This window comes from Chelatococcus asaccharovorans, from assembly GCF_003201475.1.
GTDB classification, from domain to species: Bacteria; Pseudomonadota; Alphaproteobacteria; order Rhizobiales; family Beijerinckiaceae; genus Chelatococcus; species Chelatococcus asaccharovorans.
Genome location: NZ_QJJK01000006.1, coordinates 246,219 through 272,343 on the forward strand (window position 1 = coordinate 246,219; position 26,125 = coordinate 272,343).

The following is a 26,125-nucleotide window of genomic DNA, read 5'->3' on the forward strand; positions in this document are numbered from 1 at the left end:
AGTCCGCAAGAGACGGGCTTGCTCTAGCGCTCGCCGAGCAGATGATCAACATAGGCTTCCAGCCCGATCCGGCGTTGGCGCTTCAGGCGCTCGGCGGTCAGGATCGCCACAAGCTGGTTGAAGGCCTGATTCAGGTCGTCATTGATCAGCACATAATCATAGGCCTCCCACCGCGCGATTTCCGTGCGGGCATTGTCGAGGCGTTTGGCGATGACATCGGCCGCGTCCTCGGCACGTCGGTCAAGCCGGTTACGCAATTCGGCGAGCGACGGTGGCAGGATGAACACCGTCACCACGTCCTCACGCATCTTCTCGACGATCTGCTGGGTGCCCTGCCAATCGATGTCGAACACCATGTCGCGCCCTTCAGACAGGGCTTTTTCGACCGGCTGCCGCGGCGTGCCATAGAAATTGCCGTGCACCTCGGCCCATTCGAGCAGGTCGCCGCGATCGCGCCGGAAGAGAAACTGGTCCTTCTCGATGAAATGGTAATGGACGTCCCCCACCTCGGACGGCCTGCGCGCACGCGTCGTCACGGAGATCGAGAGCTGCAGTTCGAGCTCCTTCTGCTCGATCAGGGTGCGGGTCAAGGTGGTCTTGCCGGCGCCCGACGGCGACGACAGGATGAGCATCAAACCACGGCGGGCAATTTCAACGGGAGCCATCGGCCTACTCGACGTTTTGGGACTGTTCACGGAACTGATCGATTGTCGCCTTGAGATCAAGCCCGATCGCCGTGAGCGAAACGTCATTGGCCTTGGCGCACAGGGTATTGGCTTCGCGACCGAACTCCTGGGCGAGAAAATCGAGCTTGCGCCCGCAGGCGCCTCCCTCCGCCAACAGGCTGCGCGCAGCCGCCACGTGAGCCACCAGCCGATCGAGCTCTTCGCGAATATCGGCCTTGGCGGCGAGCAGCGCGGCCTCCTGATGCAGACGTTGGGGGTCGAGCGCCTGGGACGCCCCGAGCAGAAGCGCGACCTGCTCGGCGAGCCGCGCGCGGATGGCCTCCGGCTGTCGCGCGGGATTAGCTGCCGCCGCGGCGCTCGAGGCACTGATTCGATCAAGCTGCTCGCCCAGAACCGCAGCGAGCGCCTCGCCCTCCGCTGTCCTGGCAGCCGAAAGCCCGGCGACGGCCCGAGCGAGCCCGGCCTTGAGGTCGGCCGCCAGCGCCTCCTGCACCTCGGGTGCGTCGAGCTCGACGCTCGCTTCCACGATGCCGCGCAGACCGAGCAGTCCGTCGAGCGAAGCCGGACGGACACCATCCGGCAGGTCCACCCGGCCTATGGCGGCGAGGACGGCCGCAAGCGCGGCTTCATTGATCCGCACGGTCGGCTCGGCGTCGACCTGGCTGACGACGAGGCCGACATGGCAGGTGCCGCGCGTCACCGCCTTGGACAGCGCAACCCGCGCCTCCTCCCCGAAGACCTCGTAGCCTGGCGTTGTCTTGAGGCGAATGTCGAGGCCGCGTCCGTTGACACTGCGGATTTCCCAGGCCCAGCGAAATGGCCCGCTGACGCCCGTCTCGCGGGCAAATCCCGTCATGCTCGCAATTGTCATCGAACGATCCCGCCTTTCCTCAGCCCATCAACGCAGTCTGCGCAGGCGGCACCTTACTCCATCGGCGGACGATGTGGAGGAGGCGTGCGAAAAATACGATGCTTTGGCAACAGGATAGACCATCCGCCCGCACGACTCGCATGCCGGCGCGGCCTTCCCGACGGCGGTCGCCAGGCACAATGGGCCTAACCATGCCGGGGGGATCGTGAGCGAGCCCTCTTCCGCCCGCACACCAGGCCTTGCGCCGATCCGACTTCGATGGAATCGTCCGCCACGATCCAAGTCATTGACTTTACTCGTCTATTATCGAGCGGAGGCAATCCGCAGAAGACGGACATGCGCTAGCGTTTCAGCAGCGCAGGCGGCACCGTCTGTGGCGAGTTCAGATCATAAGTCTTGTTGAGCAGGGGGTCGAAGGGCTTGCCTTCCGAAGCATCGAAGCCCGGACCGTTGGCCCCTTGAGCCAGTGCCTTCTGCGGCTCGCCCGGGCCGGCTCGCGTTGCATCGCCGCGAGTCTCGTCTTTTGGCGGCTCGATGTGATCCACAGCCGGCGTCGTCGCGCGCCCGCTCGCCTCGATCTGGCGCCAGCGCGCCACGTTGCGATTATGCTGATCGAGCGTCTCGGCGAAGGCATGCCCCCCCGTGCCATCGGCCACGAAATAAAGGTCCTTGCCCGGCAAGGGCCGGGCGACAGCCTCAAGCGCGGCGCGGCCGGGGTTGGCGATCGGCCCGGGCGGGAGCCCGTCGATGACATAGGTATTGTAGGGCGTCGCCTGGGTGATTTCGCTACGCTGGATCGGGCGCCCCAGCGTGCCCTTGCCGCCGACGAGACCGTAGACGATCGTCGGATCGGATTGCAGGCGCATCTTCTTCTGCAGGCGATTGAGGAAGACACCGGCCACACGCGGGCGTTCATCGGCCTGCCCGGTCTCCTTCTCGACGATCGACGCCAGGACGACGAGCTGGTCGGGCGATGTGAACAGGGGGTTTGGTGTGCGGGCGAGCCACACCTCCTGCAGCACCCGCTGCTGATCGGCCATCATCTTGTCGAGAACCTGCCGGCGCGATGTGCCGCGCGGCACGCGATACGTCTCCGGCAGAAGGCTGCCCTCCGGAGGGATGGTCTTGATCTCACCGGTCAGGAGATCGTTCTCCATCAGCCGCGCGACGATCTGCTCGCTCGTCAATCCCTCGGGAATCGTGACGGGATGCAGCACGCTCTTACCCGAGACCATCACATCCATGACGTCCTTGAGACTGGAGCGCTGCTTGAACAGATATTCGCCGGCCTTGATGTCGTCCTTCACGCCATAGAGATGCAGGCCGATGACAAACATCAGGGGATTGGAAATGACCCCTTCCCGTTCGAGCGTCTGGGCTACCGTCTGGCTGCCGCCGCGCACGGTCACGATCTTGTCGTCCTGCAGCGGCCCGGGGAGCTGGTATTCGAGCCGCCCGATATAGAAGGCTCCGCCGATGACCACTGCGGCGACGAGAAGGAAGGTCAAAGCTCCGCTGAGACGGGATATGAGGCCGCCGCGGCGGCGCTCACGTCGGATCTGCGGCGGAGGTGGAGGTGCGGCCATAGGCTTGATCGATTCGCTTGGGCTACGGGGAGCGATGCGCAGAGCCCGCATCGGAGCGGACAAAGGTTTGGACCGAGGCTGGCGGTCGTCTCGGGGCGGGCGACCGTCTCTGCGATCATCGCTGTTCATGCGGAGGCTCTGCTCTTCCTCAAGCGACGGGCCTCACGCCCGACGACCAAACTACCGAAAATTGTGGCGAAAGCGCGCCTGTCCCTCACCTTTGGCGGCGGCAAGGGCGATGGGATCACCTCTTAGCCGGACCCATAAGTCCCGACTCCGAACCACCATCGATCCCCAAATAGTACCTGTCCTTGCCGCGACGATCAATTCCGTTGGCCGATCGCGTCATCCTGCAGGCATCCGACGCAGATCTTTCGACCGAGACGGCCCACGCGTGCAGAAGGAGTTGCGCCGCGCGGCAATGGCCGCGATACCTGGAGCAAGTCCGTCCGTTGCGGACTTGATCTGCTCAACGATAGTCACGCACATTCGCCTCAGAGCTTGGTGTGACATCGATGACCCGCTCAGACCGCCACCCGGCCGATGCCGCGCTGCACGGACACGACAAGATCAGGGGGAAACATGCTGACCGCCGCCTTTGAAGTTCTCGACGAGCGTTTCGAATCCCTCGTCTTTGGCAATGTGCATCTGGAAAAACTGTGGACCGGCAGCCGCTGGGCCGAGGGCCCGGCCTATTTCCCGGCTGGCCGCTATCTTGTCTGGTCCGATATCCCGAACGACCGCTTGATGCGCTATGACGAAACGGACGGTTCTGTATCGGTCTTCCGGGCACCCGCCAATAATGAGAACGGCCACACCGTCGACCGCGAGGGACGCCTCGTCTCTTGCGAACATCGGGGGCGCTGCGTGTCGCGCACGGAGCATGACGGCCGCCGCACGGTGCTGGCGAGCCACTATGATGGCAAACGCCTGAACTCCCCCAACGATGTGGTCGTGAAATCGGACGGCAGCGTCTGGTTCACGGATCCGACCTACGGCATCGATTCCGACTATGAGGGCGATGCCGCGCCGTCCGAGATCGGCGCCTCCTATGTGTACCGGCTATCGCGGGAGGGCGAGCTCGCGGCTGTCGCCACCGACTTCGTGAAGCCGAACGGCCTTGCCTTCTCCCCTGACGAGCGCGCGCTTTATGTCGTCGACACCGGCGCCACGCATGTCAAGAACGGCCCGCGCCACATCAGGCGCTTTGCCGTCTCACCGCACGGGGCGCTCTCCGGCGGCGAAGTCTTCGCAACCGCGACCGTCGGGCTGTTCGACGGCCTGCGCCTCGATACCGCCGGCCATATCTGGACGAGCGCGGGCGACGGCGTCCACTGCTATCATCCCGACGGCACCCTCATCGGCAAGATCAACGTGCCGGAAGTCGTGGCCAATCTGTGCTTCGGCGGGCCAAAACGCAATCGGCTCTATATTTGCGCCACAACCTCGCTCTACGCTGTCTATCTCAGGTCCCAGGGCGCGTTGCGGCCAGACCCGGCGTGACGGCCGCCGCGCGCGATCGCGCCGACACATCGGGTGCAGCCTGCAATACATCAGGCGCAAGTCCCTCGCATGCCCAATTCAAGTCCTTCGCATGCCTAGTTCAAGTCCTTCGCATGCCCAATCATTGGCTAATATTGGCGCCACAGGCGCAACACAACATGGACCGCTATGACCCCGACATCCCAACGCCTCAAGGACCGTTTTGCCCTGATAACCGGGTCGTCGCGCGGCATAGGCCGCGCGGTCGCCGTTCAGTATGCTCGCGAGGGTGCGACCGTCGCTATCAACGCCGTCTCCGATAGCCAGGCCGCAGAAGACGCCCTTGCCGCCGTGCATGCGGCGAGCGCGGAAGCGGGTTTCGGAACGCGCGACCATCGCGTGGTGCTGGCCGACGTCTCATCGAGCAGCGCGGTCGAATCAATGATCACATCCCTGGTCGACGGCTGGGGACGTCTCGACATACTCGTCAACAATGCAGGCATCCAGGCGTCGGCGGACAGCAACACGGTCAGTGATGAGGACCTTCAGCGAATCCTTGGCGTCAATCTCCTGGGGGCGGCTTATTGCGTGCGTAGCGCCATACACCATTTCCTGTCCAGGCCGGGCGGCGGCGTCGTCATCAACACCTCAAGCGTGCATCAAATTATCCCAAAGCCGACCTATCTTGCTTATTCGATGAGCAAGGGCGGCTTGGCCAATCTCACGCGTACCCTTGCTCTCGAATTCGCCGACAGGAACGTCCGTGTCAATGCGGTGGCGCCCGGGGCCATCACCACCGATATCAATGAAGCCTGGGTCGACGATCCTCAGAAGAGAGCGGACGTCGAGCGCCATATCCCGATGGGCTACGCCGCGAGCTCTGAGGAAATCGCCCCGATCTTCGCGTTTCTGGCCTCTGACGAGGCCCGTTACATCACGGGCCAGACCCTTTACGCCTGCGGCGGTCTGACACTATTTGCCGAATTCAAGACCAACTGGTCGTCCTAGAGCAAGTCCGTCTGCTGCGGACTTGCTCCAGACAAAAATTGACGAGCAAATCCAAAAGCTTAAATGGAAGATGGCGATTCCATGTATGCCGGATTTGCTCCAGGTCTTTGTTTCTACGCATCGTCTTCACGCGAACCGGTGTCCACTTCGCTCGAGAATGCTCTGGACGTGGGAACAATCGCGCACGAGGCAGGCGGACGCCCGCGCCCGGCAAGACAGCCATGCGTTCCGGGCGTGCCACGCCGGAGACGCACGGCACCCAACGGCCATGCCGGGAAGGCCAAGCTGTTAGGATAGGCACTTTTTTATCCACCGATGCGAAGCTGCCTCCGCTCCGCTCGCGGCGGGAAGCCAGCATGTCCGAATCGATTGAGAATATCGGCAAAACGGTATCATAGTAATCAGAAGTAACGGCCATCTGGATCCATAGTGCGTTTGCACGACGTCCGGCCCCGACTTGCCACGACACATTCATCGCTATATGAAACACTCATTCAGCTGGTTCAGCTGGTTTCACTAGCGCTTGAATTTGCTGGTATATTCCCGGAGCTTAATCTGGACTCATTTGTCTCGGGGGGAGGAACACGCGTAAGTAAACAATGGATTCCCGTGAATGGCTGGCAATAAAAGCCTGAATGACGAGGCTCTTGAACTGCGACGTCGGGGCGGACGTTGGCTAAGGTCGCTTCGTGAAAACGCTGGTCTCTCGCAGCGGGATCTCGCGCGACTGATCGATGTCGAATATTATACATTCATATCACAGATCGAGATCGGTCGTGGACGCATTCCGACCGAGAAATATGCCGCCTGGGCAAAGGCGCTCAATATCGATGTCAATGCCTTCATAGTGCATGTTTTGCAGTATTATGAGCCACTTATCCATAAGCATCTGTTTGCGGATGCCGGCACCAGCGCGCCGGCGGCCGCCCCTCGCGAGACGCAGATCGACCAGGACCACTACCTCGCCTTGAAAAGTGAAATTCGTGAATTGCAGCGTCTTTTGGGGAAGAAGACCTTGGAGAACGAGCTGCTGCGCGAGAAACTCTCCCAGCGCAACATCAGCTTGCCGCAGATGGTGAGCGCGGCGCCGGCGATCGCGATCGCCGACAACGATGCCGCGAAGCTCCTGGATGACGAGCAGGCCACGAAACAGCGCTTCGAAGATACGAGCGCGTAGAGCCGTCCGGCCTGGATCGTATCGTCAGATACCATCTGAGCAGGTGCATTTGCTCGTCAATTTTTGAGCGGTGCCAAGTCCGCAACAGACAGACCTGCTCCAGTGGGTGTGGACAGTTGCCGGGATGAAGCCACCGGAGCCACCGTCGTCATTCCGGGGCGGGCCGTGAGGCCCCGGAATGACCACGACCTTCGGCAAGGCCGACGCGAGCAACTGGCCTCACCACCTCGGGAGCTGTGGCGGGCTTATTGCGGCAGCTTGTCGTCGATGCCCTTGACGAAGAAGTTCATGCTGAGGATCTGCTCGTCGGACAGGGCCTTGCCGCCCTTGCACTCCACTTCCGAGCCGTCCTGCTTGTAGACCGGGCAGGCGAAGGGATGGATGGCGCCGGATTTGATGCCCTCTTCCGTGTCCTTGGCGAGCTTCACCACATCCTCGGGCATGTTGGCGTAAGGTGCCATCCACACCATGCCTTCCTTCATGCCGCCCCAGGTGTCCTGCGACTTCCAGGTCCCGTCGAGCACCGCCTTGACCCGGTCGATGTAATAATCGTCCCAGTGATCGACGACAGCCGTCAGCTGCGTCTTGGGTGCGAAGCGCGCCATGTCGGAGGCTTGGCCGAAACCAAGCTTGCCACGCGCTTCGGCGGCCTGCAGGGGCGCCGGGCTGTCCGTATGCTGCGTGATGACATCCACGCCCTGATCGAGCAGCGCCTTGGCGGCGTCGGCTTCCTTGCCCGGATCGTACCAGGTGTTGGCGAAGACGACCTTGAGCTTGATGTCGGGATTGACGGACTTGGCGCCCAGATAATAGGCATTCATGCCCGCAACGACCTCAGGGATCGGATAGGCGCCGACATAGCCGATCATCCCCGATTTGGACATCTTGGCGGCGATTTTGCCCTGGACGTAGCGGCCCTCGTGGAACTTGGCGCCGTAGGTCGACAGATTGTCGGCGCGCTTGTAGCCCGTCGCGTGTTCGAAGCGCACTTTCGGATATTTCCGGGCGACCTTCAGGGTCGGCTCCATGAAGCCGAAGGAGGTCGTGAAAATCAGACCATGGCCCGTGCGCGCCAGCTGCTCGATGGCCCGCTCGGAATCGGCTTCCGGAACGCTCTCCACATAGGTCGTCTCGACCTTGTCGCCGAAGGCCTTCTCGACCGCCTTGCGGCCGACATCATGCTGGTAGGTCCAGCCGTGATCGCCGACGGGTCCCACATAGATGAACCCGACTTTGAGCTTCTCCTGCGCCGAGGAGGAAACTGGCGAAAGGCCAAGCGCGAGCGCCGCCAAGGCCAATGACATCAATTGCTTCATGAAGGAACCGTCCCCGTGATCCCGAGCTGGAAATGATCGCGGGACACTACATGCGAGCCCCGTGCCACACAATTATTGTTCGGCGCACAGGCCTCACCGGCGCCCCCGTGACAGCCGCTTCGGCGAGCACCCTGGGCGCAATCGCGCGTCTCAGCGATCCGGCGCGAAGGGCTGCCCGAGCGAGCCGGGTGCAACGGAGGCTCCCTTGCGCCCGAGTGACAGCAGCACGAGCGCGACGATCGTCGCGAGATAGGGCAAGGCGGCGAGCGCCTGGGACGGCAGGCCGAAGCCGGCGGCCTGGGCGTGCAACTGCAGCACCGTTGCCGCGCCGAACAAATAGGCACCGATGAGGAGGACGCCGGGGCGCCAGCCGGCGAAAACGACCAGGGCAACGGCGATCCACCCGCGCCCTGCCGTCATGCCCGGCGACCAGAAGCGGGTATAGACGAGCGAGAGATAGACCCCGGCGAGCCCCGCCATCGCCCCACCGAACAGGATGGCGAGGAGGCGCGTCTTCAGGACCGGCAGACCGAGCGCATGGGCCGAGCCGTGGTTCTCGCCGACGGCGCGCAGCGTCAGGCCGGCGCGGCTCCGCGCCAAAAACCAGGCCACGGTGGCGGTCGCGGCAAGCGAGATATAAACGAAGGCATCCTCGCCGAAGACAAGGCGGCCGACCACGGGAAGGTCGCTCAGCACGGGCAGGCTGAGATGCGCGATCACCTCCCGCTGGGCGCCGACGAACGGCTGGCCGATCAGGCCGGAAAGCCCGAGCCCGAGGATCGTCAGCGCCAGCCCGGCCGCGACCTGGTTGACCGCCAGCCCGAGCACGGCGATCGCGAAGACAAGCGCCAGCACCATGCCGGCGAGGATGCCGCACAGGATCCCCGCGAGCGTGGAATCGAACGTCACCGCGCCCGCGAAGCCGCAGGCGGCGCCCATCACCATCATGCCTTCGACGCCGAGGTTGAGCACCCCCGCCCGCTCCACGACGAGTTCGCCAAGCGCGGCGAGCAAGAGCGGGGTCGATGCCGTGACGATGGTGAGAAGGATGGCCTCGAAGATGGTCATGCGGCAGCCCGACGGCCTGCCGAAATGCGCAGGCGATACGTGACGAGGGAATCGGCGACGAGGATGGCGATCAACAGGATACCCTGGAACGCCCGCGTGAAGTCGAACGGGACGCGCAAGGCGATCTGGGCCGCCTCGCCGCCGAGAATGGTCAGCGCCATGGCGAGGCTCGCGATGAGGATGCCGATCGGATCGAGGCGGCCGAGAAAGGCGACGATGATCGCCGTGAAGCCATAGCCCGGAGAGATGCTCGGCTTGAGCTGGCCGATCGAGCCGCTCACCTCGATGACGCCGGCCAGGCCCGCAAGCCCCCCTGATATGGCGAAAACCGCCAGGGTGGTGGCCACCGGCGAGAAGCCCGCGAAACGCGCGGCGCGCGGCGCCTCGCCGGTCACGCGCAGCCGGTAGCCGAACAGGCTGAAACGCAGGATGAAGGCCGCAACCAGGACGACGACGATGGCGATCACGACGCCCGCATGCACCGTGAGTTCCCCGCCCAGCATCGGCAGGGTGGCGGAGGGATCGAAGGTCACGGTCTGGGGAAAGTTGAAGCCCTTGGGATCGCGCCATGGGCCGCGGACGAGGTAGTCGAGCCAGTATTCCGCGACATAGACCAGCATGAGGCTCGTCAGGATCTCGCTGACGCCGAAGACCACTTTCAGGCCCGCGGCGACCAGGGCCCAGAGCGCGCCGCCGACGATGCCGGCGAGGAGCATGGCCGGCAGCACCCAGGCCCCCGCGTCGCTGCCGTGGGTGATCAGGGCGATCCACCCGCCGCACAACGCGCCCACGATATATTGCCCCTCGGCGCCGATGTTCCAGAGATTGGCGCGGAAGCAGAAGGACAGGCCGACGGCGATGATGGCGAGAGGTGTTGCCTTGAGCGCCAGTTGCTGGAGTGCCCAGCCATCCGACAGGGATTGCACGACATAGACGTCAAAGGCGCTCGCCGGCGAGCGGCCCATCGCGGCCAGGATGAGGCCGCCGATGACGAAGGAGACCGCAAGCGCCGCGAGCGGCGCAAGAATGCGCGCCGCGAGCGAGACGTTGCGCCGCGGCAAAAGTTCAATGCGCATGGGTCGCACCCCGCTCAACCTTGCCGCTCTCGCCCGTATGTTCGCGGGCTCCCGCCATGGCAAGGCCGACCGCCTCGCGCGACAGGCGTGACGTTGGCTCGGCCGCCGTGAGTTCGCCGGCATGGATGACGGCGATGCGATCGGCGATCTCGAACAATTCATCGAGATCCTGGCTGATGACGACAACCGCGGAGCCCTTGGCGGCCAGGTCGATCAGCGCCTGACGCAGGGTCGTCGCCGCGCCGGCGTCCACACCCCACGTCGGCTGGTTGACCACGAGCACGGCCGGATCGCGCAGGATCTCGCGGCCCACAACGAATTTCTGCAGATTGCCACCCGAGAGCGTCTCAGCACGGGGATCCGCCCCCTCCTTGCGGACGTCGAAGGTCTTGACGATGCGCGCCGCCCAACGGCGCGCGAGCCCCGGGTGGATCAGCCCCCCGCTCACGAAGCCGCTGGTCCCGTGGAGGGACAGAAGCGTATTCTCGCCGAGACGATGTGATGGAACGGAACCGTGACCGAGCCGCTCTTCCGGCACGAAAGCCCCGCCCCGCTCACGCCGCGCCGTGATGTCGCAATGCCCGACCGGCTCGCCGTCGAGAAGGATGGCGCGGTCCCCGCAGAGACGCTCGCCCGACAGCGCCGCAAAGAGTTCGCTCTGCCCATTGCCGGCCACCCCGGCAATGCCGACGATCTCGCCGCCGCGCACGGTGAGTGCGACATCCCTGAGATCGATGCCATGCGGCTCCTCGGAACGCAGCGACAGGCTTGTCACCACCAGGCGCTCGATCCCCATCGCATGCGCTGGCGCGGGCTTCACGTCGCCGATTTCGGCGCCGACCATCAGCCCTGCGAGATGCCGGGCGGAGACCGTGGACGGATCGAGCGTCGCCACCACGCGGCCGGCGCGCAGCACCGTGGCCCGGTGGCAGTGCCGCCGCACCTCTTCCAGGCGGTGGGAAATGTAGAGAATGGCACAGCCGCGGGCGGCCAGGCGCTGCAACGTGCCAAAAAGATCCTCGGCCTCCTGCGGCGTAAGCACCGAGGTCGGCTCGTCGAGGATCAGGAGGTCGGGATCCTGCAACAGGCAGCGCACGATCTCGATGCGCTGCCGCTCACCGGCGGACAGGGTCCAGACGGGCCGGTCGAGATCGAGCGCGAGGTCGAACGTGTCCGCGAGTTCGCGGATCCGGCGCGCGATGGTGTCGAGCGTGATATCCGCCGACAAGGCCACGGCCACATTCTCGATGACACTGAGATTGTCGAAGAGCGAGAAATGCTGGAACACCATGCCGATGCCGAGCGCGCGCGCCGCCATCGGCCCGTCGAGCGCAACGATGTCGCCCTTCCAGCGGATTTCGCCTTCGGTCGGTTCGATCAGCCCGTAGAGAATTTTGACGAGCGTTGATTTTCCCGCGCCGTTCTCGCCAAGCAGCGCATGGATCTCGCCCGGCCCGATGGCGAGATCAACGGCATCATTCGCCAGGAGATCGCCGAAACGCTTGGTGATGCGCTCCAGCGAGACGAGCGAGGACGCTGGAGATTGCGGCAGGCCGTCGGTGAGCGACGACGCGTCCTCCATCACGGCAACAGCACTGTGGCGCCGGTCGTCGCCCGGCTCTCGAGCGCCCGGTGGGCGGCCTCCGCATCGGCGAGCGCATAACGCTTCTCAATCTTCACCTTGACCGCTCCGCTCTGCACCACATGGAACAGATCCGCCGCCATGTCGACGAGGTCGGCGCGCTCGGCGATATAGGTATTGAGCGTGGGGCGTGTCGCGAAGAGCGAGCCCTTTTGCGCAAGGATATTGATGTTGAAGGCGTCGATCTGTCCCGAGGACGAGCCGAAGCTCACGAACATGCCGAGCGGCGCGAGACAATCGAGCGACGCCGGGAAGGTCGCCTTGCCGACGCCGTCATAGACCACCGCGCATCCCCTGCCGTGCGTGATCTCCTTGACGCGCTTGGCGAAATCCTCATCGCGGTAGAGGATGACGTGATCGCAGCCATGGGCCTTTGCAATCTCGGCCTTCTCCGGCGACCCGACCGTACCGATGACGGTGGCGCCGAGATGCTTGGCCCATTGCGTGGCGATGAGGCCGACGCCCCCCGCCGCCGCATGAAACAGAATGGTCTGCCCCTCCTCCACCCTGAACGTGCGCCGCAACAGATATTGCGCCGTCAGCCCCTTCAGCATGATGGCAGCGGCCGTCTCGAAATCGATCGACCCCGGCAGCTTCACCAGATGCGCGGCGGGAACCAGGCGCTCTTCCGCATAAGCGCCGATCGCAGACGCATAGGCGACACGATCGCCCGGCAGGACATCGTCGACGCCCTCGCCCACGGACACGACCTCCCCGGCCCCCTCGGAACCGGGAATGAAAGGCGTGGGCAGCGGATACAATCCTGTGCGATGGTAGACGTCGATGAAATTGAGGCCGATGGCGAACTGGCGGATGCGCACCTCTCCCGGGCCGGGTTGGCCGACCTCGACATCCTCAAAGCGCAGGGTCTCGGGCCCGCCCGGGGCGTGAACACGTATGGCCTTCATGATCAACTCCTTATGGCGCGCGCATGTTAGCTATGCAAGGGGCGCCGGAGCAACGACTTCGCAATTGGGATATAATACAAACCCGCCCTGTAATTTACCCCTTGAAGCGCCATGACCTTGCCCTCTTCCCCCGCGGCTCCGCAATCCAGCCTCTTCACGCCCAAGCTCGTTACTGTCTTGCGCGAAGGCTATACGCTCGCGCGTTTTCGTGCGGATGCGGTGGCCGGGCTCACGGTTGCGGTCGTGGCCCTGCCCTTGTCCATGGCCATCGCCATCGCCAGCGGCACATCGCCGGATCGCGGCCTGGTGACGGCCATCATCGGCGGCTTCATCATTTCAGCCTTGGGGGGCAGCCGGTTCCAGATCGGCGGACCGGCCGGTGCCTTCATCGTGCTCGTGGCCGCGACCATCGTCCGCCACGGCTACGACGGCTTCCTGCTCGCCACCATCATGGCCGGCCTCGTTCTCATCCTTGTCGGCGCCCTGCGGCTCGGCACCTATATCAAGTTCATTCCGCATCCGGTGACCGTGGGCTTCACCAGCGGCATCGCCATCATCATTTTCGCAAGTCAGATCCGCGACCTCCTGGGCCTGACGCTCGCCGGCCCGGAGCCGGCCGCGCTCATCCCCAAGCTCGAGGCCCTGGGCCAGAGCATCAACACGATCAACCCGGCCGCCGCGATACTGTCCGTCAGTGCGATCGCCCTGATCGTCGGCCTGCGCCGCATCCGCCCGAACTGGCCCGGCTTCCTGATCGCCGTGGTTCTGGCCGCCGCCGCCACGACGCTGCTCGGCCTTCCCATCGAGACCATCGGCACGCGCTTCGGCGCCATTCCGGACGGCCTGCCGGCACCGCGCCTGCCCGACATCTCCCTTGATACCGTCATCGCCGTGATGCCGGATGCCCTCGCCATGGCGCTGCTCGGCGGCATCGAGTCGCTGCTGTCGGCCGTCGTCGCCGACACGATGACCGGACGCCGGCATCGCTCCAACTGCGAATTGGTGGCGCAGGGCATCGCCAACGTCGCCGCCGCGCTGTTCGGAGGGCTCGTCGCCACCGGCACCATCGCGCGCACGGCCACCAACATCCGCGCCGGCGCGACGAGCCCCGTATCCGGAATACTGCATTCGGTCTTCCTGTTTCTGTTTCTCCTCTTCGCCGCCTCGCTAATCGCCTATGTGCCGTTGGCGGTGCTCGCCGCCGTGCTCGCGGTCGTCTGCTGGAACATGGCTGAACGCCATGTCTTCGTGCAGATCCTCAGGCAATCGCGTGGGGAAGCGCTGGTGCTGCTGGCGACCTTCCTGGTCACGATCCTTCATGATCTCGCCATGGGCATCGCCGTCGGCGTCGTCATGGGCAGCTTCCTGTTCATGCACAGGATGGCCGATCTCGTCTCCGTATCGACCGGCGGCGCCAGTATCGCCGCCGGCAGCGCCGACGTCCCCGACAGCGAGGTGGAAGCCCCCACCTATAGCGCCTCGGAAAACGGCGACATCCTGGTCTACCAGATCTCCGGCCCCCTCTTTTTCGGCGCGGCCTCGACCATCGGTGCGGTGCTCGAGCGGATCGGTGTCTTTCCGAAGGCGGTGGTGCTCGACCTGTCGCGGGTCCCCCTCGCCGATTCCACCGCGGCGCTGTCGCTGAAACTCGCCGTCGATACGATCAGGAGTAACGGCGCCGCCGTCGTGGTCTGTGGGGCAAGGCCCGAGGTTCGCCATATCCTGAAACAGGAAGGGGTGAAGCCGCCGATCGTCTCCTATGCCTCCGACGTCGACCGCGCCCGTACCCTCGCGAGACGCAAGATCGGCGTGCCGGTGGCGCCGGAGCCCGTCTCCTGATCACGCAAGGCCTGCAGCGCGTGACTGTCCCCGCACCCGGATCAGACATCCCCGCAAACATGGCCGATGCTCCATGACTGCGAGGATATCGGACTGCGGGGATATCACGATCATTTCTGAGGCAATTCAGAAACGATGTCATCGTTATCCAGTTTTCCAGAACGCAAAAGAACAAACCCCGATAAAGCCTCCTCTCATCTCCGATGGCAAAGAGATGCCGAGAGAGACGACATGAATGGATGGGCGGGTCGGATCTTTTCCGCCGATCTGCGAGGCCGTAGAGGCATTGTCCAGACACGTGATCGTCTTCAAGACGGCGAACAATTTTCCGGAATCGCGCTTCGGCAGTATGATGCATTGCGATAAAGTTCGAACTGGCGCTGCGCCGGGGAGAGCGCTACCACCACAGCGCCCGATGAGACTCAAGGTTTACGCGGCGTGGTTGGATTGACCGAGATGAACGCAGACATCGCCGAGACCAAAGACCAAGTCGCCCCCAAAGAGATGGTCGCCCCCAAAGAGATGGCCGCCCCCAAAGAGAGGGCCGAGACGCGGGCCACACGATCATTCGATATAGTCGTCGTTGGCGCCGGACCCATTGGCCTCGCGGCGGGAATGGCCTTTGCCCATGCGGGATTATCGGTCGCCGCCATCGGCCCGACGCAGCCACCGGCCGCCCCGGGCCGCACAACCGCGCTCCTCGACGGATCGGTGCGCTTTCTCGAGGCGATCGGCGCCTGGGATGAAGACGCGCTTGGGCAGGCGCCGCTGGCTGAGCTTGCCATCATCGACGATACGGGAAGCCTGTTCCGGATACCGCCGGTCATCTTCCACGCAGGCGAGCTTGAGCTGCCGGCCTTCGGCTATAATGTGGAGAACACCGATCTCGTCGCAGTCCTCGCCGACAGAGCCTCTCGCACCCCGGGGCTGACGCTTCTCCCGCAGTTCGCGGTGGATCTCCATGTCGGCGACGACGTCGCCCGCGTCACCCTCGACGACGGATCCTCGGTCGAGGCCAAGCTCGTCGTGGCGGCGGACGGTCGCCTGTCCCGGATGCGGGATGCGGCTGGCATAGCCTGCCATGAGCGTTCCTATCCGCAGATTGCGATCACCGCGATCCTGAGCCATGACCGATCCCATCGCGACCGGTCCACCGAATTCCATACCCGTCAGGGGCCGTTCACCCTCGTGCCGTTGCCCGGCCGCCGTTCCAGCCTCGTCTGGGTTTGTGCGGAAAAGGAGGCAGAGGCGCTCCAGGCGCTCGACGCGGCCGCCTTCGGCCGCGCCGTCGAACGGCAGGCCCAATCGATGCTCGGCGCCATGCGGCTGGAGGGGCAGCGCGGAGCCTTCCCGCTCGCGATGCTGACGGCCGATCGCCTTGTATCGCCCCGGCTGGCGCTGGTGGGGGAGACAGCCCATGTTCTGCCTCCCATAGGGGCACAGGGCCTGAACCTCGGACTGCGCGATGTCGCCGCGCTCCGCGATGCCGTTGTCGAGGCGCACAAGCAAGGCGCCGATTTCGGCGCGGCGGCCGTACTTGCCCGCTATGCCCGCGACCGCAAGACGGATATCGCGCTGCGGGTCGGGGCGATCGATCTCATGAACAGGTCGCTCATGACCGACCTCCTGCCTGTCGACGGCCTGCGCGGTGCCGCTCTGCTCGCGCTCGCCAGCGTCACGCCGATCCGACGGCTCGCCATGCGCGAGGGGCTGCGGCCCTCGCTTTTTCCCCCGCGGCTCGCGCATGGGGTCGCGAAATCCAGGTGGGATAAAACTGCCTTGGAAAACGGTTTGTAAGGCTGAACGCACATCACATCATCGGTATCCATTGACACCGCTGATTGAAAGGAGCCCGCATCTCGCCCAAAAAGTCACAATCATGGCTATGGATCAGGCGAACCAGACCCGTGATCGTGTCTCAATTGGAGCCCTGAAGCCTTAGTCCCTGGGAAAGCGTGCCGCGAACCTCCGGAACGCGTCCGTTTCCAAACGAGGCCACAGAATTTCGGAACGACCAGCCTGATGAAACACCATATCGCCAAATTCTCGATCGGCCAGGTCGTCAAGCATCGCATCTATCCGTTTCGCGGTGTCATCTTCGACGTCGACCCCACGTTCAACAACACCGAGGAATGGTGGCAGGCCATTCCGGAAGATCGCCGGCCGTCGAAGGACCAACCGTTCTACCACCTCTATGCCGAGAATGCTGATTCGGAATATGTGGCCTATGTGTCCGAGCAGAATCTGGTGCTCGACACCTCGGGCGACCCGGTCCGCCACCCGCAGGTCGACGCGACCTTTGAACGCGACAATACGGGCCTCTACCATATGCGCCGCAGCCATCGGAACTAACGCGCTCTCGCGCCACGCCCATCCCGTCTCGCGTGGGGAATATCCGACACATCAATACGCTTCGGGAAACCACGTGCCGGGCGGCGCGAGCGTTCGTCCTGCACGGGATGCGTCCGCCTTGCAAAGGAAAATGGCCGCCGCATCGCTGCGACGGCCATTATTAAAGGCGGCGACCGGCGACAAGCCGCCGGTCTCTCGATGGCCCGGTCAGCGCGCCGGGGCGGCAGGCGCAGCCGGTGTGGCCGGCGCAGGCGCGGCACCCGGAGCCGGAACGGCACCGGTGGCAGCCCCCTGCTGCTGCATGTTCTTGCGCATCTCCTCGGAGCGCTTCTGCAGCTCTTCCTGCAGCTTGCGCTGCTGCTCCTCAAGGATCTTCGGGTCGATCGGCGCGCCGTCGAAGGCCTTCGTGAAGCCGGCGAGCGGCACCTGGAAGGTGACTTCGTTGCCGACCTGGTTCTGGACGCTGACGTTAAGCGCATTGCCCTTCTTCAGCGAGTTGATCACATCGTCCTTCACCTGGGCTTCGGCGAAACAACCGTTCGGGAAGCAAATGGCATAGGCGCCCGGTGTCGGCTGTCCCTGGTCGACCGTAAAACGGATGCCAGGACGCAGCAAGAGGCCGAGCGGCATCAGGAAGCGCACGATGCGGGTCTGGTCGCCCTTCACATCATAGACCGCGAGCGCCAGAACCGGCTGGCCCTGATCCGACACGAAGTCGCGGGTCGTGTAGCAGATTTCCTTGTTGTTGCCGGGATCCTTGCCGCAGACCTTCGTCCAGTCGGTCTGCGAGGGCTCCGGCTTCACCTGCACCAGCGTCGGCCCGCCTTGCTGCGCTTGCGGGGCCTGCGCAGGCTGCTGTTGCTGCTGCTGTTGCTGGGCCTGTGGCCGCTGCTGCTGCCGGGCCTGAGCAAAAGCCGCGACGGGGGCGAGCGCAGTGATGCCGGCCAGCAGTGTCGCTGTGACGCTGACCGACAACCGGACCGGCGTCGATTTTCTCACGCGGGGCATCAAATAATCCTCTTTAGCGTTGACCAAACTCGATACGCAAACAGCGGCTCTCGCGCATATCCCATCGATCCGGCTCCGATCCGGTCCGATGAAGCAGTCTGCTGCTTCGGCGTCGAATGCGGCTATTGAATGACTGTCCCGCTGTCTCTTTAGCGGGTCCGCGAGGATGTTTCCAGAGCGCGGAGGCCTCACGTCGCACTGAAAATGCGCATCCCGTACAAAGCAAGGACACCATTCCCCAACAAGTCGGTCGCCGATTGCCGCGCTTTGCGCGAACGGCATCGGCTAATGTGGCGCGGGGCGGGTATACCCGATGAATCCGCATACATTAGTATAAGGCCGAATCGGATCACACGAGCCTGCGAGTAACCAGTTCGATCATGAGTGGTACGCCTAACCGCTGCTTGAAGCGAATCGTGATGATCGTGACCCTTCTGGCCGCGGCACTCGTCTCCGATATAGTTTTGGCAGGCGCGCGGCGCACAGCCGTCTCGGCTTATGGCGAGCCGGCCCTTGCAGCGGACTTCAAGGCGTTTCCCTACGCCAATCCCGAGGCGCCAAAGGGCGGTACCCTGCACCTGAGCATTCTCGGCACCTTCGACAATCTCAATCCCTTTGTTTATAAGGGAATTGTCGCGCAGGGCATCTGGCTGGGGAACCGGCAGATCGGCGCGCCGGTGATGCTCGTCTACCAACCGCTCATGGCACGGTCGCTCGACGAGACCTTCTCGCTCTACGGCCTGATCGCCCAGAGCGTCGAATTGCCCGAGGATCGCAGCTTCATCGTTTTCCATCTCGATCCGCGCGCCCGCTTTTCCGACGGAGTGCCGGTCACGGCCGCCGATGTGGAATTCTCCTGGGCGCTTCTGAAAGAGAAGGGGCGTTTGTACGGCGACAGCACGACGGCCACCATCACGGATCCGCACACGATCCGCTTCGATCTCTCGCCCGACAATCGTGAATTGGCGCTCCTTCTCGCGCAGATGCCGGTCCTGCCGAAACACGCGGTCGATCCGGACACCTTTGACACGGCGACCTTCACCACGCCGATCGGCTCGGGCCCCTATGTGGTCGCCGCTGTCGATGCAGGTCGCAGCATCACCTTCCGCCGCAATCCGGATTTCTGGGCCAAGGACCTGCCGGTCACCCGCGGGCTCTATAACTTCAACGAGATCAAGCTGAACTATTTCCGGGACGTCAACACGCAGTTCGAGGCGTTCAAGGCGGGCACCTATGATCTGCGCCTGGAGCAGAGCGCCAGCCGCTGGGCGACGGGCTACGACTTCCCGGCGCTGCGGGATGGCCGCGTCATCCGCGAGCAGGTGCCGACGGGCACGCCGAAGCCCATGTCCGGCTTTGTCTTCAACACGCGCCGGCCGATATTCGCAGACATCAGGGTCAGGGAAGCCCTCACCCAGGTCCTCGATTTCGCATGGATCAATCAGAACCTGTTTTTCGGCCTTTACAAACGCAGCGACAGTTTTTTTGCGGCCTCCGAGCTTTCCGCCCATGATCGGCCGGCCAGCGCGCGCGAACGCGCGTTGCTCGCCCCGTTTCCGGGCGCCGTTACGCCCGACGTCATGGAGGGCCGCTGGTCCCCACCGCAATCCGACGGCTCCGGAAGCGACCGTCGGAACGCCCGCCTTGCCATCGACCTCATGGCTCAGGCGGGCTATCAGCTCGCGGCTTCCCGCATGGTGGCCAAAACCGACGGCGGGACGGTGGGCCAGGATTTCGATTTCGAAATCATGGTGGTATCCCGCGACCAGGAAAAACTCGCCCTCAATTACGCGAGTTCGCTCCGGCGGATCGGCGTGACCGCGAGCGTCCGCCTCGTCGACGAGGCGCAGTACTGGAAACGCCTCAGGTCGTTTGATTTCGACATGATCCTGAATATCTGGAACGTGGTTGCCTCGCCGGGCAGTGAACAGATGAATCGCTGGAGCGTGGCGGCGGCGGATCGCGAGGGCTCGCTCAACTATGCGGGCGTGCGCGAGCCGGCGGCGGAAGCCATGATCAACGCCATGCTCGCGGCAAAGTCGAAGGAAGACTATGTCGCGGCGGTGCGCGCGCTCGACCGCGTTCTCATCTCCGGAAACTATGTGGTGCCGCTCTTCTACGCGCCCGATCAGTGGGTTGCGCGGCGTGCCGAGGTCAATCGTCCAAATTATACCCCGCTAACCGGCATCGCGATCGAAAGCTGGTGGCACGCGGTGCCCTGACAGGGCAAACTCGCAAGATCCGAATCGCAACAAGGAGTTGAGGTTGGTCGTGCCCCATGCGCCCCTCGATGCGGGCCGGCCGAACGTGCCGACACCACAGTTACGGCTGGGCAGGCTCCTCGCCGGTGCTGCCGCGCGCGAGCCGGGCCGCATGGCCTTTTCGTCGCCGCCGGTGGACATGGTGACGGCCTGGTCCCGTCACGGGTTGACGACCTCGGCGGCCGATGGGCAGGTGCGGCGGCTTGCGTCCTTCCTGCAGCACCTGCCGCTTGAACCCGGTGATCCGCTTGGCATTCTGCTGCCCAATGGCGCCGAGGCCTGCGTGACCATTCTCGCGGCGCTGCGCGCGGGCTATGTGCCCTGCCTGCTTTCGCTCGGCTGGCGGAGTGATGAACTGGTGGCAGCCGTCGAGGCCGCCAAGGTGCCCGCCATCATCACGCTCGATCGTCTCGGCGAGGTGCGACCGGCCGACCTCGCCTGCACAATCGCTGCCGATTATCTCGGCCTGCGCTTCATATGCTCCTTTGGCCACGATATTCCCGATGGGGTCATCTCGCTGGATCAGGCGCTCAACGATCAGGTTCTCCGGGATTTCGAAGAGTTGGGCGACATCGGTGGTCCGCCCCCCTCACCCGGGCTGATCACCTTCGAGCGGCATGGTGACGGCGTCCTGCCGCTGCTGAGGCCGGAGGCGACGCTGATCGCCGCGACATTGCCCCTCGTGCTCGCGGCCCGGCTCGGCAGCGAGAGCCGTATCGTCAGCCTCCTCCCGCCGGACGACCTCGGCGGCCTCGCAAGCGGCCTTGTCGCGGCGCTCGCCGCCGACTGCCCGCTGACCATGCAGGCCCTGTTCGACGGCGATGAGCTTGTGCGCGACCTCGGCGCCGATCCGCCGGCCACCCTGATCGCGCCCGGCTGGATCGAGGACCTTCTCGCCGAGGCCGGGCTTCTGGATAACGACCAGCTCACCTGCGTCCTGGTGCACAAGGCGCCGGTCCGGCTGCCGGTCGGCAGGAGTCACAACGCCCGTATCGTCGATGTGCTGACGGTTGGCGAGGTCGCTCTCATGGCCGCGGCGCGCGACGCGCAGGGGCCGGCGCTCAGGCTCGGCGCCTTCGGCGCGCTGGCTCCCGGAGGGATCCCCCTGCTTGAGGTCGAAGCCGGCCAGGATGGCGCCATCATGGCACGCGGCGCGGCAACCGGGTCGATCCCGCTGCTGGACGGCGCCGCGCCTCAAACCTCGGATGCGCCGGAGAGCGACTGGCACCACCTGCCCTACCGGATAACCCTGTCCGACGGCCTGATCGCGGCGCTCGATCCGATCCCTTGAGGAACCTTCCGGGCCGCCTCGCCCCTCTTTCCTGCTAGCCGATCCGGCCGGTCCATGGGCGCGAGCGAAATGGCATCCTCGCCGGTCATCCCGGGGCGAGCCGCAGGCTCGAGCCCGGGATCCAGAACCGATGCGCTTGCCGGCTCGCATTGTCCGAGGCGCCTCTATCTTTGACCTGATCGGTTATGGATCCCGGACACGATCTGACGATCGTTCCGGGATGACACGGTGTCATTTCCACGCGCACTCCGGCCGACGAGCCGTCAATCGAGCAACCGGGCCAAAGCCCCTATTCCACCCAGCCCAGGGATCGCTCCAGCGCCTTGCGCCAGGCGCCGAGCAGTTTCTCCCGCTCATGAACCGGCATGGTCGGCTCCCAGCGCCGGTCGACGCCCCAGTTGCGCTTGAGATCCTCCGCGCTCGTCCAGTAGCCCGTCGCCAATCCCGCCGCATAGGCGGCGCCGAGCGCCGTCGTCTCCACGACCTTGGGGCGCACCACCGGCACCCCGAGCACGTCGGACTGGAACTGCATCAGGAGCTCGTTGGCGGCCATGCCGCCGTCGGCCCTGAGCTCCGTGATCGCGATGCCGGAATCCGCCACCATCGCCTTCAGAACATCGTAGGTCTGATACGCCGAAGCCTCGAGCGCAGCGCGCGCGATATGTCCCTTGTTCGCGAAACGCGTCAGCCCGCAGATCACGCCGCGCGCATCGGGACGCCAATGGGGCGCATAGAGGCCGGAAAACGCCGGCACGATATAGACATCGCCGTTGTTCTCGACGGAGCGCGCCAAGGGCTCGATCTCGCCGCTGGATGGGATGAGCCCCAGATTGTCGCGCAACCATTGCACGAGCGCGCCCGTCACCGCGATGGAGCCTTCGAGCGCATAGACGGCCTTGGCCGCGCCGAACTGATAGGCAACCGTGGTGATCAGCCCGCAGGTCGACTGGAAGGGCGTCTCGCCGGTATTGATCAGCGTGAACGAGCCGGTGCCGTAGGTGTTTTTGGCCTCCCCCGGCGTGAAACAGGCCTGGCCGACAAGCGCCGCCTGCTGGTCGCCGAGGATGCCGGCCACCGGCACGCCGGCCAGAACGTCATGCGCCTCGCCGTAGATCTCGCTCGATGACACGAGACGCGGCAGCATCACGGCCGGAATGGCGAACAGGTCCAGAATGTCCTCGTCCCAGGCCAGGCGATTGATATCGAGGAGTTGGGTGCGGCTGGCATTGGTGACATCGGTGACATGGCGCCCGCCCTCGGGGCCACCGGTCAGGTTCCAGACGATCCAGCTGTCGACGGTGCCGAACAGGGCCTCGCCCGCCTCGGCCTTCGCCCGGAGCCCCGGCACATGCTCGAGGAGCCACTTGAGCTTCAGCCCGGAGAAATAGGACGCAAGCGGCAAGCCGGTCCTCGCCCGCAGGCGGTCGCGGCCGCCGGCCCCGGCTTCGCTCGCGAGCCTGTTGGCCATGGCATCGACGCGCGTGTCCTGCCAGACGAGCGCATTGTGCAGCGGGGCGCCGGTCCGGCGATCCCATACCAACGTGGTTTCGCGCTGGTTGGCGATGCCGACGCCCACAATATCCGCTGGCACGAGCCCTGCCAGAGCCAGCCCGTCGCCTATGACAGCCTGAATGTTGCGCCAGATCTCCACCGCATCATGCTCGACCCAGCCAGGCCGCGGATAGATCTGCGCATGCTCCTTCTGTGCCTGCGCGACGATATCGCCCCGCCGGTCGAAAACGATGAAGCGGGAACTCGTGGTCCCCTGGTCGATGGCCCCAACGTAGCGCCCCATCCCGTTTCCTCATTGTTCTCGACCGCCCTGCGCACCAATACCGCAAGGACTGCAAGCTTGCCATTCGGCGTATGGATGTAAAGATCCGTCATATCATCGGAGCGCGCGGCGATCGCCGCGGCATGCAGTCCGTCAACAATAATAAGGACTGATGCTCACGGCAAAGCGCCGACAGTCTCGCTGATCCGCCATCCCCTGGGCAAAGACGGACGCGCCAATCTCTTATCACGGCAGAACGAATTCTTTGCTTATTTTTTCTTTTTCGAATCACTACGTTACCGACGTTTCATCATGCAGTTTATCGCCTTTTGGAGGGCGCGCCCGATAACAATTCAAATGCGGCGAAGATCATCGCAATGATTGCTCACAAATCGTATCGCCTGCTGACATCTAATCTGTTATCGTTACGTCATTGCCTCTAAATTTATTGGAGAGTTTCATTGTCCGATGATGAGATTGCCGGCCGACTGGCCGTGCTGGAGGTTATTGCGCGTGGCGCCATGTGGATGCTCTGCGGCCGGGCCGTGGAGGAAGGGCGGACGGACCTCGCCGTGGTCTTTCTCGCCGAAATGCGCCGACAGGCCTATGAAAAGAGTGGCGAATTGTCCGGCACGGCAGCGCTCGCGGGACGTCGCTATGCCGACAGCGTGATCTGGACATTGGCCGATGATGTCGAGACAATGTCGCCGGCCTTGAGCGCCAGCGCCCATTGAGCGACCACGCGCTGGTCTGTTCCGAGCGGAGACGTGGGTCCGGTCATGCAGACTGGCCCGCCATGGAGAGGCAAGTGGAGCGAATTTGACATGTGCGTCCCGCCTGACATCAGGCTCTAGATCAAATGTCAAAGTCAAAAGCTCCACTAAAGCCAATAACTTGCTAGAGTATGCTGTATTTGGATGGAATCCCACGGTCATCCCGGGGCGTTGCGCAGCAATGAGCCCGGGATCCATGAACACGCGGCCCGAGAAAAGACGCATCGGACTGTGCCTCTCTGGTAGACCATGGTGTTCATGGGTCCCGGGCTCGGGCCTTTCGGCCCGCCCCGGAATGACACCACGGTTCCGTATGAAGTCAGCATGCTCTAGTGGTTCTCGTCACTCCGGCATTGGCTCCGAGGCCCGTATCAGGCGGATGCAAATGTCGACGACGAACCACGAGCGTCTGGCGGCGACTTGGCATGTCCACAGTCGTACCGCGCCGTCGTGCAAGACAATCCAGGCCGAGGCGAATTTTGCCAGGCCGAGGCGAATTTTGCACGTCGCCGGCACCCAAGACTGCCGCCGAGTAAAGCGTGGTCGCTCGACATAACTGGCCACGAAGCTGGGTCGTGTCCGGTCGTGATGTGAACGGGGTATCAAGATCATCTTTGGGCGATGGGGGATCGCGCCGTCGCCGCTTGGGTCAATCGAGCATCGCGTCGATGCCGCTCATGCGTTGGATCACGTCTCATCAGGAGGCTCGCCTCACGCTTGTCGCAATTCTTGCGTCAAGCTCGCGCGACATTTCTCTTGTGTCGGGCATTTCTCTTGTGTCAGGCATCTCTCTTGTTCAGGACGATCTCATGCATATCCCCGCTCGCCTTGTCTTTGCTCTGGCCCTCATCGGCGCGGTCAGCACTGCGAATGCACAGGATATGGGAGCGAACGCCGGGCAGACACGGTCCGGCCAGATCACCATCGTCGGCGAAGGCCGCGTCTCCGCGGCGCCGGACATGGCGACGCTCTCGACCAATGTGGTGACCGCCGCGAAATCCGCGCGTGAGGCGACGGATGCCAATACCAAGGCGATGACCGCGGTGATCGAGCGCTTCAAGGCCGCAGGCATCGAGCCGCGTGACATCACGACCTCAGGCTTTTCCGTGCAGCCGCGCTATGTCCAGCCCAAGCAGCAGGACGGAACGATCGCCGCGCCGCGCATCGACGGCTATGAGGTCCGCAACGGCATGACGGTGCGTGTCCGGGACCTGACCAAGCTCGGGGCTGTCCTCGACACGGCGATCACCGCCGGCGCCAACCAGATCGACGGCATCAGCTTTGACGTGGCCGATCCCACCGACCTACTGGACAAGGCCGGCACAGCTGCGGTGAAGGATGCCCGCCGCCGCGCTGAACTCTACGCCGAGGCGGCAGGCGTCAAGCTCGGCCGGGTGCTCGTCATTGCCGAGCCATCCCTGGAGGGACCGCGCCCCATGATGATGGCTGCCCCGCGCGCCGACTTTGCGAAGGCGTCAGCTGTGCCGATCGAGAGCGGCGAGCGTGATTTCAGCGTACGCATCCGCGTGACCTATGCGATCGCGCAGTAGCGCAACCTCCCTGCACGCCGGCTGAAATCAAGCTGGAAGAAATCAAGCTGGAAGACTTCAAGCTGGACGGCTTCGGGTCGGACGGCTTCAGGTTGCAGCATGTCCGATGAACTCCGGTTCACTGGACATGCTCCAGGTCATTGTTTCCAAGCATTGTCTTCACGCAGACCGGTGTCCGCTTCGCGCGAAAATGCTCTGGACGTGAGCAAAGTGGGCGGACCGCGAGAGTGAAGCCGCTGGTCACCGGCGTGCCGAGCCCGCGGCCAAGCGCCTGTTCATGCCGTTGCAGGGCTTGCCCCCGCCCCTTGCTTCCCCGTCGGTATCGATCATCCCCGGCAAGGAGCCGCGTTGAGGATCGCCCGCGTCTTCGTCGGTGCTTTCGCACCGACGACATCCGCCGGAACCTTCAATCGCGGCGAAGACAATCTCCGATGGCAAAATGTTACCGTACAAAATG

At 64.1% G+C, this 26,125-nt stretch carries 20 protein-coding genes; 10 read left to right on the forward strand and 10 right to left on the reverse strand.

Features of this window, described 5'->3' with window-relative positions:
* Window positions 1-23: 23 nt before the first annotated feature.
* The 3 genes from gmk to mltG all read right to left on the reverse strand — a co-directional run bounded on the left by gmk (window position 24) and on the right by mltG (window position 3,194).
* Window positions 24-665 (reverse strand): guanylate kinase, encoded by a 642-nt coding sequence (gene gmk / locus C7450_RS15560; protein WP_110375366.1) that lies wholly within the window; start codon window positions 663-665, stop codon window positions 24-26.
* A gap of 4 nt (window positions 666-669) precedes the next feature.
* On the reverse strand, window positions 670-1,557 hold the full coding sequence (locus tag C7450_RS15565; RefSeq protein ID WP_110375367.1) for a YicC/YloC family endoribonuclease: 888 nt from the start codon (window positions 1,555-1,557) through the stop codon (window positions 670-672).
* Window positions 1,558-1,898: 341 nt separating this feature from the next.
* A complete protein-coding gene (gene mltG / locus C7450_RS15570; protein ID WP_110375368.1) occupies window positions 1,899-3,194 on the reverse strand; it encodes an endolytic transglycosylase MltG in 1,296 nt (431 codons plus the stop codon).
* Between the two features lie 531 nt (window positions 3,195-3,725).
* Between mltG and C7450_RS15575 the strand changes: the two genes are divergently transcribed.
* From C7450_RS15575 to C7450_RS35015, 3 genes are all read left to right on the forward strand, one after another.
* Window positions 3,726-4,646: an SMP-30/gluconolactonase/LRE family protein gene (locus C7450_RS15575; protein ID WP_110375369.1), complete on the forward strand. Its 921-nt coding sequence runs from the start codon at window positions 3,726-3,728 to the stop codon at window positions 4,644-4,646.
* A gap of 168 nt (window positions 4,647-4,814) precedes the next feature.
* Window positions 4,815-5,633, forward strand: coding sequence for a glucose 1-dehydrogenase (locus C7450_RS15580; protein ID WP_110375370.1), 819 nt, complete (start codon window positions 4,815-4,817; stop codon window positions 5,631-5,633).
* 613 nt (window positions 5,634-6,246) lie between these two features.
* Complete coding sequence (locus tag C7450_RS35015; protein ID WP_110375371.1) at window positions 6,247-6,810, forward strand: transcriptional regulator; 564 nt, start codon at window positions 6,247-6,249, stop codon at window positions 6,808-6,810.
* Window positions 6,811-7,055: 245 nt separating this feature from the next.
* Here the strand turns inward: C7450_RS35015 and C7450_RS15590 are convergent, their stop codons facing one another.
* From C7450_RS15590 to C7450_RS15610, 5 genes are all read right to left on the reverse strand, one after another.
* Window positions 7,056-8,126: a BMP family ABC transporter substrate-binding protein gene (locus tag C7450_RS15590; protein ID WP_110375372.1), complete on the reverse strand. Its 1,071-nt coding sequence runs from the start codon at window positions 8,124-8,126 to the stop codon at window positions 7,056-7,058.
* A gap of 150 nt (window positions 8,127-8,276) precedes the next feature.
* The gene (locus C7450_RS15595; RefSeq protein WP_110375373.1) at window positions 8,277-9,194 is read right to left on the reverse strand and encodes an ABC transporter permease; all 918 of its coding nucleotides are present in this window, start codon (window positions 9,192-9,194) and stop codon (window positions 8,277-8,279) included.
* The gene (locus C7450_RS15600) at window positions 9,191-10,270 is read right to left on the reverse strand and encodes an ABC transporter permease (RefSeq protein WP_110375374.1); all 1,080 of its coding nucleotides are present in this window, start codon (window positions 10,268-10,270) and stop codon (window positions 9,191-9,193) included. Before C7450_RS15600 ends, C7450_RS15595 begins: the two co-directional genes overlap by 4 nt.
* Window positions 10,260-11,852: an ABC transporter ATP-binding protein gene (locus C7450_RS15605; protein ID WP_110375576.1), complete on the reverse strand. Its 1,593-nt coding sequence runs from the start codon at window positions 11,850-11,852 to the stop codon at window positions 10,260-10,262. The genes C7450_RS15600 and C7450_RS15605 overlap by 11 nt, the downstream gene beginning before the upstream one ends.
* On the reverse strand, window positions 11,852-12,823 hold the full coding sequence (locus tag C7450_RS15610) for a quinone oxidoreductase family protein (protein WP_210206466.1): 972 nt from the start codon (window positions 12,821-12,823) through the stop codon (window positions 11,852-11,854). The genes C7450_RS15605 and C7450_RS15610 overlap by 1 nt, the downstream gene beginning before the upstream one ends.
* A 108-nt stretch (window positions 12,824-12,931) precedes the next feature.
* Between C7450_RS15610 and C7450_RS15615 the strand changes: the two genes are divergently transcribed.
* From C7450_RS15615 to hspQ, 3 genes are all read left to right on the forward strand, one after another.
* Window positions 12,932-14,659: a SulP family inorganic anion transporter gene (locus C7450_RS15615; protein WP_110375376.1), complete on the forward strand. Its 1,728-nt coding sequence runs from the start codon at window positions 12,932-12,934 to the stop codon at window positions 14,657-14,659.
* A 456-nt stretch (window positions 14,660-15,115) separates the two neighbouring features.
* Window positions 15,116-16,456 (forward strand): UbiH/UbiF family hydroxylase, encoded by a 1,341-nt coding sequence (locus C7450_RS15620; RefSeq protein ID WP_342588518.1) that lies wholly within the window; start codon window positions 15,116-15,118, stop codon window positions 16,454-16,456.
* 225 nt (window positions 16,457-16,681) lie between these two features.
* A complete protein-coding gene (gene hspQ, locus C7450_RS15625) occupies window positions 16,682-17,011 on the forward strand; it encodes a heat shock protein HspQ (RefSeq protein WP_110375377.1) in 330 nt (109 codons plus the stop codon).
* Between the two features lie 207 nt (window positions 17,012-17,218).
* On the opposite strand, the gene C7450_RS15630 is transcribed toward hspQ, so the two are convergent.
* Complete coding sequence (locus C7450_RS15630; RefSeq protein WP_110375378.1) at window positions 17,219-18,019, reverse strand: invasion associated locus B family protein; 801 nt, start codon at window positions 18,017-18,019, stop codon at window positions 17,219-17,221.
* 419 nt (window positions 18,020-18,438) lie between these two features.
* On the opposite strand from C7450_RS15630, the gene C7450_RS15635 reads away from it, so the two are divergent.
* Complete coding sequence (locus C7450_RS15635) at window positions 18,439-20,241, forward strand: extracellular solute-binding protein (RefSeq protein ID WP_245449830.1); 1,803 nt, start codon at window positions 18,439-18,441, stop codon at window positions 20,239-20,241.
* Between the two features lie 49 nt (window positions 20,242-20,290).
* On the forward strand, window positions 20,291-21,571 hold the full coding sequence (locus tag C7450_RS15640; RefSeq protein WP_146227348.1) for an AMP-binding protein: 1,281 nt from the start codon (window positions 20,291-20,293) through the stop codon (window positions 21,569-21,571).
* Between the two features lie 289 nt (window positions 21,572-21,860).
* On the opposite strand, the gene glpK is transcribed toward C7450_RS15640, so the two are convergent.
* Window positions 21,861-23,366: a glycerol kinase GlpK gene (gene glpK, locus C7450_RS15645; RefSeq protein ID WP_110375381.1), complete on the reverse strand. Its 1,506-nt coding sequence runs from the start codon at window positions 23,364-23,366 to the stop codon at window positions 21,861-21,863.
* 440 nt (window positions 23,367-23,806) lie between these two features.
* On the opposite strand from glpK, the gene C7450_RS15650 reads away from it, so the two are divergent.
* Window positions 23,807-24,079 (forward strand): hypothetical protein, encoded by a 273-nt coding sequence (locus C7450_RS15650; protein WP_110375382.1) that lies wholly within the window; start codon window positions 23,807-23,809, stop codon window positions 24,077-24,079.
* An 848-nt stretch (window positions 24,080-24,927) separates the two neighbouring features.
* The gene (locus tag C7450_RS15655) at window positions 24,928-25,668 is read left to right on the forward strand and encodes an SIMPL domain-containing protein (RefSeq protein WP_110375578.1); all 741 of its coding nucleotides are present in this window, start codon (window positions 24,928-24,930) and stop codon (window positions 25,666-25,668) included.
* Window positions 25,669-26,125: the final 457 nt, after the last annotated feature.